Annotated in this window: 10 protein-coding genes; 6 read left to right on the top strand and 4 right to left on the bottom strand. The window is 61.0% G+C overall.

The genetic code is table 11. The features are described from left to right. Positions 1 to 95: 95 nt before the first annotated feature. The 4 genes from rbsB to rbsK are packed head-to-tail and all read right to left on the bottom strand — an operon-like array spanning position 96 to position 3327. A complete protein-coding gene (gene rbsB, locus GX108_01735; GenBank protein ID NLO55767.1) occupies positions 96 to 986 on the bottom strand; it encodes a ribose ABC transporter substrate-binding protein RbsB in 891 nt (296 codons plus the stop codon). Positions 987 to 1036: 50 nt separating this feature from the next. Next, positions 1037 to 1996, bottom strand: coding sequence for an ABC transporter permease (locus tag GX108_01730; protein NLO55766.1), 960 nt, complete (start codon positions 1994 to 1996; stop codon positions 1037 to 1039). Between the two features lie 2 nt (positions 1997 to 1998). Beyond that, positions 1999 to 2388 carry a D-ribose pyranase gene (gene rbsD / locus GX108_01725; protein ID NLO55765.1) on the bottom strand — a complete coding sequence of 130 codons (390 nt, stop codon included), beginning with the start codon at positions 2386 to 2388 and terminating at the stop codon, positions 1999 to 2001. Between the two features lie 15 nt (positions 2389 to 2403). Beyond that, positions 2404 to 3327, bottom strand: coding sequence for a ribokinase (gene rbsK / locus GX108_01720; protein ID NLO55764.1), 924 nt, complete (start codon positions 3325 to 3327; stop codon positions 2404 to 2406). Between the two features lie 129 nt (positions 3328 to 3456). Between rbsK and GX108_01715 the strand changes: the two genes are divergently transcribed. The 6 genes from GX108_01715 to GX108_01690 all read left to right on the top strand — a co-directional run. Then, positions 3457 to 4965, top strand: a complete 1509-nt coding sequence (locus GX108_01715) for a sugar ABC transporter ATP-binding protein (GenBank protein ID NLO55763.1) — start codon at positions 3457 to 3459, stop codon at positions 4963 to 4965. Positions 4966 to 5053: 88 nt separating this feature from the next. After that, positions 5054 to 5911, top strand: coding sequence for an ABC transporter permease (locus GX108_01710; GenBank protein ID NLO55762.1), 858 nt, complete (start codon positions 5054 to 5056; stop codon positions 5909 to 5911). Between the two features lie 137 nt (positions 5912 to 6048). Further along, positions 6049 to 9315, top strand: coding sequence for a hypothetical protein (locus GX108_01705; GenBank protein NLO55761.1), 3267 nt, complete (start codon positions 6049 to 6051; stop codon positions 9313 to 9315). 204 nt (positions 9316 to 9519) lie between these two features. Next, positions 9520 to 12060, top strand: coding sequence for a magnesium-translocating P-type ATPase (gene mgtA / locus GX108_01700; protein NLO55760.1), 2541 nt, complete (start codon positions 9520 to 9522; stop codon positions 12058 to 12060). Between the two features lie 40 nt (positions 12061 to 12100). Continuing rightward, the gene (locus tag GX108_01695) at positions 12101 to 12514 is read left to right on the top strand and encodes a hypothetical protein (GenBank protein NLO55759.1); all 414 of its coding nucleotides are present in this window, start codon (positions 12101 to 12103) and stop codon (positions 12512 to 12514) included. A gap of 40 nt (positions 12515 to 12554) precedes the next feature. Continuing rightward, on the top strand, positions 12555 to 13641 hold a 1087-nt coding region (locus tag GX108_01690; GenBank protein ID NLO55758.1), incomplete at its 3' end, for a M20 family metallopeptidase.

Here is a 13641-nt window from a genome sequence, read left to right as displayed (position 1 = left end):
GCCAAAAATGCGGAAATGTCAAAAGTGTAGGTCTGACCCCGCTATTTTCCCGTTACTTTCTGTTCAGGAGCAGGGTTGACCGATCGGACCGCCTGCTACTCCGTCACGAGCATGAGGGGGACGGGCACATTGTCGGGAATGGTCTCACCGTTAAGGTACTTGACGGCATACTCGACACCGAGGAGTCCCATCTCCTTCGGCTGCTGGGCAACGGTGGCGGCGAGTTTGCCATCCTTCACGGCTTTTACGGCATCATCGACGGCGTCGAAACCGACGAACACAATGCCCTTCCGCCCGGCCGCCTCGGCGGCCGCGATGGCTCCAAGGACCATTTCATCGTTATGAGCGAAGACCCCGTCGATCTCGGGCTGCGCTTGGAGGATGTTCTCAAAGACCGCAAGCCCCCTGTCGCGGTTGAAGTCCGCCGCCTGGGAGGCCACGATCTCGATATTGGGGTACTTCTCCATCGCCTCGTGGAAACCCTTGCCCCGATCTCGGGCCGCCGACGTCCCGGGGATCCCCACCAATTCTACGACCTTGCCGGAACCACCAATCTGTTCCGCCAGGAACTCGCCCGCCATCTTGCCACCGGCAACGTTGTCGCTGGCGATATGGGTGACCACCTCGCCCGAGGTCGCTCCCCTGTCGATGGTGAATACCGGTATGCCCGCCGCGTTGGCCTTCAGGATGGAGGGCACCACCGCATCGGCATCGGTGGGGTTCACCAGGATGGCACCCACCTTTTTCTGAACCAGGTCCTCCATCGAAGAAGTCATCTTGCCGGAATCGTCCTGCGCGTCGAAGATGACCAGTTCCACCCCGAGTTCCTTGGCCTTTTCCTCGGCCCCGTCCTTGAGCGTCACGAAGAAGGGGTTGTTCAGCGTGGAAATGACCACGCCCAGAGTTTGAGACGCCGACGCCGCGAGAGGCAAGGAAAGGACCAGCAGACCCGCCAAGAACACCGACAACAGACGCTTTCTCTTCATCGCTTTCCACCTCCGTTGATTTTTTCCTCCCCCGACCCGCTGAAGACAACCTAGGCCGGGCTCCTGGCCGACACTCGGCCGTAAAAGACAAGGGCCAGCGCTATTACCAGGCCCCTTACAACCTGTTCGTAAAAGGGGTTCACGTTCAGGATGTTGATACCATTCCCTATTATTCCCATTATCAGGACCCCCATCATGGTCCCGAAAAGGGTCCCCTTCCCGCCGGAGAACTGGGTCCCCCCCAAAACGGCGGCCGCGATGGCTCCAAACTCGTAACCCAGCCCCGCCGTGGGCTGAGCGGCGTCGAGGCGCCCCGCGAGTACAAGCCCGGCCAAGCCCGCGAGAGCCCCGTTCAGCACGAAGACCGATGCCGTGATCACCGGGACCGGGATGGCCGACCCCCAGACGGCCACCGGGTTGGAGCCTATGGAGCGAACCTGCTCACCCCAGACCGAAAGTTCGAGCAAAATGAAAAGCGCAACGAAAACGCCGACGAAAACCAAAACCGGCAGGGGGATTCCGGCAAACCAGCCCGTACCCAGCAACCGGAAAGAATCGGGGAAACCGCTTATGGGGGCGCCTCCAGTAAAAAGGAGCGCACCACCCCTGGCCGCCCCCATCATCCCCAGGGTAACGATGAAAGGGGGTATCTTGAGCCAGGCCACGATGGACCCGTTAAGAGCCCCGCAGGCTCCCCCGATGAGGAGCGCCGCTCCCCAAGCCGCGTAAAAGGGTGCGCCTCCTCTCACCAAAGCCGCTCCTACCAGGGATGAGAGGGCCACCACGCTGCCCACCGACAGGTCTATCCCCCTGACCAGGATCACGCAGGTCATGCCCAGGGCGATTATCCCCAGTATCGACGATTGGCGCAGGATGTTTATGAAATTGCTCACCGTCAGAAACCGGGGTTCCATCAGGGCCAGCATCACGCAAAGGGCTGCCAGGATCGACCCCAGAACGAAGTACGAGCTCGAAAGAGCCTTCCTGGTGAGGCCACCCGCTTTCCCCATCTTCAGAAGAAGACCCCCGACTGGAGTATCACGTTGGCGTAGGGCGTGCATTCCCCCGTTCGCACCACGAACCTCACAAGATCGAGCATATCCTTCAACGATTCGTGGGAGACCTCCTCTAACCGGCAGTCCGGCCCCAGGTGCTGTTTCAAGAGACTCTTGAGATCCTCCGACGCTTCGCCGGCACAGAAGGCCCGCTCCACCACGACGGACTCGAGCACCGCCTCAAGCACTTCCTCGAACGAAGGCTTGCCCGGGACAAGGGCGAGGTCGATCCTCGGGACCCCTTCCGGTATCGGCAGACCCGCGTCGGCCACGCAGAAGCGGTCCGTATGGCCCAGCAGCGATATATGTAGGTTCAATCCGGGATGCAGCAAACCTCCTCTCCTCACGGCCTTACACCTCCCCTAGGATTTCGGGCCGGCTCCGGAGACCTCCCCCAGGAGTTCCTCCACCTGCCGCCTCAAGGGCAGGCTGGGCTGGGCACCAACGACGGTGCAGGCCAGCGCCCCTGCCGCCGAGGCAAATCGGGCCGCCTCGCAAAGAGGCTTCCCCTCGGCGAGAGAAACGGCCAAAGCGGCCGAGAAGGCGTCGCCCGCGCCGGTGGTGTCCACGGCTTTTACGCTGAAAGCCTCCACTCGTCCCATTGCCTCCCCGCGGCAGATCAGCGCCCCCTCGGAGCCAAGGGTCGCCACCACGCCTCCCGCTCCTTTTTGAAGCAGCCTCCTGGCGCCCTCCTCCAGATCCTCCGTGCCGGCAAATTCGGCCAGTTCCAACCTGTTCGGCACCGCTATATCCACGAATCCCCAAGTTTCTTCGGGCAATGCCCTGTACGGGGCAGGGTCGAAAACCGTCAACGCGCCCGAGGCCTTACCCAGCCTCAATGCTTCGACGGCAGTCTCCACGGGAAGTTCCAGTTGGACCAGGAGTACATCGGCCACCTCGAACAGCGGCAAAGACTCGCGGATATCATCGCTGCCGACGGTGGCATTCGCTCCCGGGGCGACGATGATGGAGTTCTCTCCCCCGGGTAGGACGGTGATGAGCGCTACGCCGGTGGCTTCGCCCTGCCTCGAGGCTACACTGCCGCATTCGATACCCTCCTCCTCCAGGGCCGATCGCATCATCTCCCCGAACCTGTCGCCCCCCACGGCCCCCACCAAGGCGACCGATGCTCCAAGGCGCGCGGCCCCTACGGCCTGGTTGGCTCCTTTTCCGCCGCCGGCCATGCTGAAACGCCCGCCCAGAAGCGTTTCCCCCGGGCGGGGCAGCCTTCCGGCCTCGACGACCAGATCCATGTTCACCGACCCGACGACCACCGCCCTGGCCAAGCTCGGAACCTCCTTTTTTTAACCGTCAACCCTCTCGGACCGCACGAAAGGGTATACTTTACTGTGTCTATTATAAACCTTTTTACCAGTATGCCACGGTTCGCCCTCGCATGAACGGGGAAGGGGGATATTTTTTTGGGAGAACTGCTCAGCGTAAGGGGAATCCATAAATATTTTCCCGGTGTGCACGCCCTGGACGACGTGGCATTCAGCGTCAGGGCCGGCGAGATCCACGCCCTGGTCGGCGAGAACGGCGCCGGGAAGTCCACGCTGGTGAAGATCCTTTCGGGTATCCACACCCCCGATTCAGGCGAAATACTTTTCGAAGGACGGCACGTGGACTGGAAAAGCCCCAGGGACGCGCTTAAAGCGGGCATCGCCGTGATACACCAGGAACTGAGCCTTGCTCCCCACCTCTCGGTAGCGGAAAATATCTTCCTGGGCCGGGAGCCTCGGAAGGGCCTCTTCCTGGATCGTGTAACCCTGCGCAACGAGGCACGACGAATACTTGAACGGGTTCATGCCACCTTCGACGCCGATCGCGAGGTTCAAACCCTGATCCCGGGTGAGCGGCAACTAGTGGAGATTGCCAAGGCCCTTTCACTTCACGTGAAGGTCCTCGCCATGGATGAGCCCACGTCGAGCCTTTCAGGCAGGGAGACGAAAAACCTTTTCGAACTCATGGAGGAACTCCGAAGCCAGGGCGTGGGAATAATCTACATCTCCCACCGTCTCGAGGAGGTCTTCCGCATCGCCGACACCGTCACCGTGCTCAGGGACGGAGCGCACGCAGGCGGCGGCTCCATGGGCGACTTCGACCAGGAGGGCATGGTGCGCCTCATGGTCGGCCGGAGCGTCGATACCCTTTTCCCCAGGGAAACCCCGACATTGGGGGAAACGGTACTGGAAGTGGAAGGCCTATCCCGGGACGGGGTGCTGAAGGATATAAACTTCGATGTCAGGAAGGGCGAGATACTCGGCTTTTCGGGCCTCGTGGGGAGCGGCCGCAGCAACGTGGCCCGCTGTCTCTTCGGCCTCGAGCCCTTTCAAAAAGGCACCATCCGTATAAAGGGCCGCGAGGCTCGAATCCGTCGCCCCTCGGTCGCACTGGAGAAAGGGCTCTTCCTTGTCCCCGAGGATCGCAAGACGCAGGGGCTCTTCCTCAACCGGTCCGTGGAGGATAACGTGACGGTCCTCCAACTGCTGCGCCGTCTTTACGGGCTGTTCCTCGTAAAGGGCGGTCTCAGGCGCAGGGAAGCTTTGCGCCTGACGGAAGAACTGAACGTCCGGTTCGCGGACCTGGACCAGGAAGTCCAGAGCCTTTCGGGCGGCAATCAGCAGAAGGTCGTCATAGCCAAGGGGCTCAGCGTCACGCCCGAGATCCTCATCCTCGATGAGCCGACCAGGGGAATCGACGTGGGCGCCAAGGCGGAGATTCATCACCTGATGAACCGCCTGACCCACGAGGGCATGGCCATAATCATGGTTTCCTCGGAACTGCCCGAAATTCTCGGCATGAGCGACCGCATAGCCGTAATGAGGGAAGGCCATATCGAGGCCTTTTTCACGAAAGAGCAGGCAACCAGCGAAAAGATCATGCTGGCCGCCGCGGGAGGCACAACCCTTGGCGCACCTTAACTGGAGAAAACACGGCAACCTGGCGGTGCTGGCCGCTCTCCTGGCCATCCTGGCCTCGAGGGACCTTGGAGTCTTGTCTTTGTCCAACATGACGAACGTCCTGGGCCAGGCCGCGGTCATGGGCATCTGCGCCGTTGGGATGACCTTCGTCATCCTCACCGGCGGCATCGATCTCTCGGTGGGGAGCATCGTGGCCCTTTCGGGTGCCCTGGGGGCGTGGTTCAACGTTCACGCCGGATTCCCCTGGCCAACGGCCTGGGCCGTGGCGATACTGGCTGGGGCCCTTTGCGGCCTATCCTCGGGTCTGCTGGTTCACTGGGGACGGGTCCCGCCTTTCATGGCCACCCTCGCCCTGATGGCGGCAGCAAGGGGGCTTACCCTGCTCCTGACCCAGGGAAACCCCATCTCGGGCACATCACCGGCCTTCAACCTCGCCGGCTGGGCCACTCTTTCGGGATTCCCCGTCTCGGGGGTGATCCTCTTGGCCTGCGCGACAGCGGCCTGGATCCTGCTTCGTTTCACATCCTTCGGCACCGGCGTCTACGCCCTGGGCGACAACCCCGAGGCGGCCCATTTCGCGGGGATCCCCACGGGGAAGATCACGGTGTCCGTTTATGCCATAAGCGGAGCCACGGCGGGCCTCGCAGGGCTCCTCATGGTGGGCCGCCTCTGGAGCGCCCAGCCCGGCATAGGTATGGGCCTGGAACTGGACGTCATAGCCTCGGTCGTCCTCGGGGGCACCAGCCTCTTTGGGGGGGTCGGAACCATACGGGGGACGCTGACGGGCGTCCTCATTATGGGTTTCCTAGACAACGGCCTGAGAATCCTGGGTGTTTCCAGCTACCTGCAGCAGGTGATAAAGGGAATAGTCTTCATCGGAGCCGTCGTCCTCGACAGGTACCTCAAGGGCGCCTACCACAAAAATAGGAGCCGCGACGCCGCCTAGCCGCGGAGCAGGATGGAGCTGGGCCAGGTTCCGCGGCTCATGGAGTTGTAGAATGGGCCGATATATGCAAATATGGCTCTACCAAAGCCAACCGTGAAAAAATCCGAGGGACCATAAGAGAGAAGGAGGGATCTGTCTTGAAATCTTCGGCCATGGCCTGGTCAAGGCTTCGTTCTTCCTGCTGCAAAGGGGTAGTGATGGCATCCCTGGCGATGCTGGTCACGGCCTCGATGTTGATCCCCGCCGTTTTCGCCGCCGAGGGTGATGAACACTGGTCCAGGCAGTTTCCCAAGCCTGCCCAGTCAACCCAGATGTCCGCCGCGACGGGAATGGCCGACGGAACGGGCGCCCCGTCGGTACGACGGGTCAAATGGCACGACGGCAAACTGTGGTTCGCCGGCGTATGGGAAGCGGGCGCCGACGCCCGCGACTTAAGCAAAAAATTGTCGAACCAGTCATGGCATCTCTGGACATGGTCGCCGGAAAAGGGCTATGAAGTGGTGGCCTTCTTCCACACCTCCCACGGAGGCGTCGGCCCCGACGGCGTCATCGACGATTTCGTCTTCCTTCCCGATGGTAGGCTCGTGGTCGGCGGCGAATTCATGCGGCTCGATAACCCCGGCGGCAACCGCTATCACGGGGTCAACGCTCTGGCTGTCTTCGACCCCAACGAGCCCGGCCCTGACCGTTGGCGCCCCCTGGGACGGGTGCAGTACAACGGTACCATTAGCCCCGGCGGATCTATCCAATCCCTCGAGTACGACCCGCAGGGCAACTATTTATACATTGGCGGCTCCTTCGCGGGCACACCCCTTGAACTTCCCACGAGGAGCAACGCTTTCCACCGGTTCAACTTCGGAACGGGCACCTACGAGATCATCCCCTCCGGGCCGGGCGGCGCCCATCCCCGCGTTCACCGGATATTCATCGACACCTCCACCAATCCGTCCACGGTATATATCGGCGGGACCTGGCACTACCTCGGCGGGAACGGAATTGAGCCGGGCAGCACTCTTTCCACGGCCAATTACTCCACCGGCTTCGCCGCCTGGCGCGAGGATGCGGGCTGGATGCCCTACCCTGCCGACTTCCCCAGGGATGGTTCCTTCGGGAAGGCCGACGGAATCCTCCAGCGGGCCGGCGACTTCATCGCCTTCGACTCCGTCGTCGTCCGCGACTTCCTGATCGACGGCGACGACCTATGGATAGTGGGAAGCTTTTCCGAAGGGAAGGACCAGGAGCCTCTCCGCGGCATAGCCCGCTGGGACCGGGAAAAGAACGCCTGGACCGACCCGACCGGACGGGGGGGCGTGGGAAGAGATGTCTTCAGCATTGAAAAAGCTGCGGATGGGCTCATCTACTTTTCCGGGGCTTTCGGGGGACGAAAGACGGAAGGCGAGTTCTACGACGGCTTCAAGAACGGCGATCCCGCCCACTGCGTGGTAGCCTACGATCCGGCGACGGACACCTGGCACACCCTCGGATCGGGTCTTTCATCGAGGGTCATGCCTGAGGCCCGCCTGGCCATCCACGGCCAGGATGTTTATTGCGCCGGAGATTTCAATCATATCGGCCCCGACAACTTCGGGGACAAAGCTCCTGCCGATTGGCAATCCCAATATATCGCGCGCTGGAACCCTGCGGTGGACTTCATCGCGGAACCGCCGGCGGTCGAGAAGATCAACGCCCGGTACGTGGAGCATATCCCCACGACGGGAACGCCCGCCGGGTCGGAGCACTGGTCCCGTGCTTTCACGGCCCCCGAGCGTAACGACACCCGCAAGGTCACCGGCATGAACGACGGCATCGGCACGCCGGACATAGCCGGCATCGCCTGGATCGATGACACCCTCTACTTTGGCGGCAGTTGGGAAGCAGAAAAGGGAACCCGCTGGTTTGTCTGGAGCCTCCACCCCGAGCGCGGCTATGAACGGCTGGCCTGGTCGGGCGGTGACGGGATCCAGAGCCCGCCGGAAGGCGTCAAGACCATACAGGGCAAGCTATATGCCTACGGCGCCATCAGCAGCCATAGCGGCATCGGCCTTTATGACCCGGCCGACAACAGCTGGTCCCAGGTAAGGGGGACCTACCGTGGCCAGGAAGTCGTGGGCAACTCGGCCCGCGGTGGAACGGGCGTGATCAACGACATAGCCTTCGATGAACGCACGGGCGATCTCTACCTGGTGGGCAACTGGGCACCGGCCCTCGAAATGCCCGACGTCGACCACCCACTGGACATCGCCGCCGCTCTCCGCATCGACGCCGACGGCGAGTACCATATCATGGGTCGCGACCTCAAGGCCGAGGATATGAATAAGCCCGTCAAGGGAATATACAGCATCGTCCTCGATACCACCCAGGACCCCGCAGGAATCTACGTGGCGGGGACCTTCAACTTCTACGGTCCCGTGCCGACCACCCACGCCCGGATGGCCTACAACGTGGCTCGATGGGACCACGAAGCGGACGACTGGCGCCCCGTCGGGCTGGGCAACTTCACCCACCTGAGCGAACTCGACGTGGACCACTACCCGGAAGGACTGCCGGGGCTACCCGCGAGGACCCATGAACCCGGCTTCAACAACTACTCCGGGTTCCTGCAGGAAGGGTTCCCCCGGGTTCGCGCTTTGGCCCTTGACAAGAAGGGCAACCTCTACGCCGGCGGCACCCTGGGCATCGTCGACCGCGACCCCGACATCCTCTCGCGCCACTCCAGGGAGACCTTTGGACTGGCCCGCTACGACGCTGAAACCGACACCTGGGGCCCTGCCAACTCCACGGGAGGCGTGTCCCGCGATGTCGTCCAGATGACCTGGCTCGACGAGAGGCGCCTCCTTCTTACGGGCAGCTTCATCTACGATGAAAAGTGGAACCAACTGCACAACGTCGCTATTCTTGACATACAAACGGACGAGTTGAGCCCGGTGGGCGGCGGCCTGCTCCGCGAAGGCCAGGCTCACGTGGTGGGCTCCGAGGTGGTCCACGCCGTGAGGGGCGAGGAACTCTGGTTCGCGGGCCTCTTCGATCACGCCGGCGTCAATGGCAACGCCATGCACATCGCGCCGATCGCCTCTAAGTACATTGCTCTCTATGATCCGACCCGCATTCTCGACCCGAACCACCACCTGGTGGTCGAACCCGTCCAGCCGGTCGAGGCCCCGACGGGCTCCAGTTCGGTGTCGAAAACGGTGGAACTCAAGGCAAACCTGGGCGAAGGTGAAGGCGAGATAACCTGGTACGAGCGCCGTGCCGACGGGACCTTCACCAAAAAAGGCTCGGGCGAAACCTGCCAGGCCAGTCTGCGCGTCGCCCCCGGAAGCGGTGACCTTTTCTATTACGTGAGCGTGACGGGACCCGACGGGGTTGAAGGAGGCAAGGTGCCGATCAGGATACCGGTCCAATGAAACAGGCCCCTTGTAAAAATGAAAAACCGGACGGGACCTCCCCCGTCCGGTTTCTTCTTGCCGCTGTTTCCCGTGGCCACGGGGATCGATCGCACAGCGAGAAGGTCTCCTTGACTTGTTTTCATGAAGTCGTCCAGAATGTACCCAGAGGTTGGAAGTCTAAGGGGAAATGAACGAAAAACCACCTGGAGAAGTTGAAATCCCATGGCCCCTTCGTTGAGCGAGGTTCCGCCAAAATACTGGAGCAAAACCCGGCAAGAACTGCTGTCGGCCCTGGATAGCAACCCGGAAGGGCTGAGTTCGCCCGCTGCGAGGGAACGCCTGGAGATATTCGGCCCGAACCTTGCCGCCGCTTCGAAAGTTGCCGGTCCTCTCCGGATGTTCCTAGACAAGTTCCGCAACCCCCTCGTTCTCATCCTCCTTTTTGCTTCCACCGTGTCGCTCTTCGCCCACAACTGGCTGGAGTCCCTCATCGTACTCGCCATCATCCTGGGAAGCACCGTCCTCAGTTTTGTATCGGAATACCGGGCTTCCGAGGCGGTGAAGAAATTGCGTCAACGGGTGCGGATAAAGGCCCAGGTACTCCGTGACGGCAGCGCCGTATCCTGCCCCGCCGAAGAGATCGTTCCCGGGGATATCGTCCAGGTATCGGCCGGCAGCCTGATCCCGGCCGATGGGGTTCTGCTCGAATCCCGCGACCTCTTCGTCTCCCAAGCTCTCCTCACGGGGGAAACCTTCCCGGCGGAAAAAGCCCCCGGTGAAGTGCCCGAAGATTCCACCACCGCCGAAAGAAGCAACTGTCTCTTCATGGGGACCTCCGTCAGGAGCGGCACGGGAACATTCCTTGTCGTCAGGACCGGCAGTCAGACCGCCCTTGGAGAGATAGCCGCTCCTTTGGCGGCGACGCCCCCCGAAACGGAGTTCGAGAGGGGGCTCAGGCGTTTCGGGAGCCTCCTCCTGCACGTCATGGTGATCATCGTATTCGCCATCTTCTTCGCCAACGTGATGCTTAAAAGGCCGCTTATCGAAACCATGCTTTTCGCCGTCGCCCTGGCCGTCGGCCTTTCGCCTGAAATGCTTCCCGTCATTCTCAGTGTTACCCTTTCCCGGGGTGCCCAGAACATGGCGGCCCATGGGGTCATTGTCAAAAGGCTCAATGCCATAGAGAACCTGGGAAGCATGAACGTGCTCTGCTCGGATAAAACCGGGACCCTGACCGAAGGTGTCATGAAGATCGAAGGGGCGCTCGATGCCGAGGGGAACCCGTCGGAAGAGGTCTTCCAATGGGCGTTCCTGAACTCCTCCTTCCAGTCGGGACTTTCAAACCCCCTGGATGAAGCCATCCTGGCGCACCCAAAATCCAGGAGCCTTACAGAGGAAGGTTACCGGAAACTCGACGAGATCCCCTACGATTTCGTGCGCAAGAGGCTCAGCGTCCTGGTAGCCTCCCCCGAGGGGAAAAATTTCCTGGTGACCAAGGGCGCCATGCAGAACGTGCTCGAAATGTGCACCAGGGTGGACAGGGCCGGCACCATCGATGACATGGACGACGGCACCCGCGGGGAGATCATGGAGCGCTTCGCCTCCTGGAGCATGGAAGGGTACCGCGTCATCGGCATCGCCCGGAAGGCTGTCGATGACGACCAAAAGGAACAGGATGAGAAGGACCTGGAGTTCCTGGGTTACCTGCGGTTTTCCGACCCCCCGGCGGAGGGGGTGGCGGAGGAACTGGACGAACTCCGTTCTCTCGGGGTGCGCCTCAAGATGATAACGGGGGATAACCGCTACGTGGCCCGCCACGTCGGCGGCGCCGTCGGGGTCAAGACCAACCGTGTCATTACCGGCTCAGAACTGTCGGGGATGAGGGATGAAGCCCTGTGGCATCTTGTGGGACATGTCGATATTTTCGCCGAAGTAGACCCCAACCAGAAGGAAAGGATCATCCGGGCGTTCCAGACAATGGGGTCGGTGGTGGGCTTCCTGGGCGACGGCATCAACGATGCGCCCGCTCTTAACGCCGCCGATGTCGGCATCTCGGTCGACAAAGCCGTGGACGTCGCCAAGGAGGCGGCCGACTTCGTCCTGATGGAGCACAGCCTGGACATGGTCCGCCAGGGGATCCAGATCGGCCGCCGGACCTTCGCCAACACGATAAAATACATATTCATCACCACGAGCGCCAACTTCGGAAACATGATAAGCATGGCGGCGGGTTCGCTCTTCCTTCCCTTCCTCCCCCTTTTGGCCAAGCAGGTGCTCCTCAACAACTTTATGACGGACATCCCTTCCGTGGGGATCGCCGGAGACCGGGTGGACCAGGAATGGGAAAGGGAACCCCATCGGTGGAACATCAAAATAATAAAGAATTTCATGATCACCTTCGGACTGGTGAGTACCGCCTTTGACCTGTTGACCTTTTACGCCCTCCTCAGGCTGGCGGGAAGCGCGGCAAGCCTTTTCCGAACCGGGTGGTTCATCGAATCCCTGCTGACGGAACTGCTGGTGCTTTTCGTAGTGAGGACCTACGGACCTTTCTACAGGAGCCGCCCCGGGACATTTATCCTTATTTCCTCCACCCTGCTGGGTTTCCTCGCCGTAGCGCTGCCCTTTCTCCCGGTGGGCCGGGCCTTCGGGTTCGTCCCCCTGCCGTGGCCGGTCCTGTCGGCCCTATTGTCCATAACCCTTCTCTACCTGGTCGTCTCGGAATCGACGAAGAGGGCCTTTTTCCGATTCCTCAAGTTATGACCTTATTACCCGACCTTCCGAAATCGGAAGCCTTGTGGCGATGATAGAAAACAGCGCCTCCTGGTTGAAAAAGAATCAGAAAATGATCATGCGGAGCGCTTGGGGCATCCTGCTCCTGTTGGGGCTCGTCGTCGCCGTGGCCGTTCCCGCTACGGTGATACTGGCAAACCTTTACGGAAGCAGTAAAATACCGGCCGCCCTTAAGCGGCGCTTCTCCACCCCGGCCATGGAAGACGCCCTGGGGAAAGTCCCGGCCTGGGTCATTTTCAACCTCCGGTTGTTGGCCAAAGTGATTTTCCTCCAGGCAATAATATTCTTGCTCGATTCTGCCACCCTCTGGGCGATGCTCCTGGCGGCCACGCTCCTCCTGCGGGGTTTGACCCTTTGGCTGCCCATGCTACCGGGGATGTGGCTTGCCCGGCAGGAACTTTCCATGAATTTCGACCCTTTTTAAGGAGGTTCGGTCTCGAATTTTTACGCGGAGGTGATGACCTATGAGCGGCAACCACGAAAGAGGGACCGCGGTGAATGCCCGGGACGTCAAAAAAGCGGTAAAAGCCCGCCACCGGGAGATTATCCGTTTCCTATCCAAGGTCCTCCAGACTCCAAGCGTAACGGGGGACGAAGCGGCGGTGGCAGAAGTAATCGCCAGGGAGATCGAAGGAATAGGTCTCAGACCCCGGATCGAAGAAACCGAAAAGGGCAGGCCCAACGTTTTGGCGGAGTGGGAAGGCTCACCAGGTCCACGGTTTGTCTTTAACGGCCATATGGATGTATTTCCCCCGCCGGCGGGGGCGGAAAAGGAATACGACGGCCCCTGGTCGGGGCGAGTCGAAGGCGACTGGATCTTCGGGAGTGGAGCCAACGACATGAAAGCAGGCCTCTGCGGCTCGATCATGGCGGTCCGAGTGCTTAAGGAAATGGGATTTGTGCCAATGGGTAGCGTTCTGCTGACCTGCACCTGCGATGAAGAGAACGGTGGCTGGCTCGGAGTGAAATATCTCCTGGACAAGGGGTTGATAAAGGGCGACTTCGGACTGAACATGGAACCAACGGCGCTGAAGCTTCTTCTAAACCATAGCGGCATTTTCAGGGCTCGTTTCACCTTTGAGGGCAAGGCCGCTCATTCGAGTAACCCCAGCGAAGGCATTGACGCCCTGAAAAAATCTATCCGGGCCATCCAGGGGCTTTATGAACTAGGAAAGCGGCTGGAAAAACGTTCCATCCCCGGCTGGGGAAGCCCCACCTTAAACGTAACCACCCTCCAGGCCGGGACGGCAACAAATGTAATCGCTGACCGAAGCACCTTTTCCATTGACCGGAGGCTGGTCCCGGGAGAAAGCCACGAAGAGGCGGAAGCGGAAATAATGGCTGTCCTTGAAGAGCAGAAAAAAATCGACCCGGACCTTCGCTTTGTGCACGAAATCATCTCCGACCGGCCGGCGCTGGAAATTCCGCCCGATTCGACCGTTGTGAAGACGATAGAGAAGGCCTTCGAGGACCTCCAGGGTAAGCCGCTGGGAAGGATGAAGGCGCGCTTTGGCTCCGATGCCGCGGATATCGTGAAAGCCACCGGCATGC

Origin of the sequence: Thermovirga sp., from assembly GCA_012523215.1 — a bacterium.
Taxonomy (GTDB): Bacteria; Synergistota; Synergistia; order Synergistales; family Thermovirgaceae; genus 58-81.
Note: the sequence above shows the minus strand (reverse complement) of the source record. Positions and strands in the feature narration are given on the sequence as shown.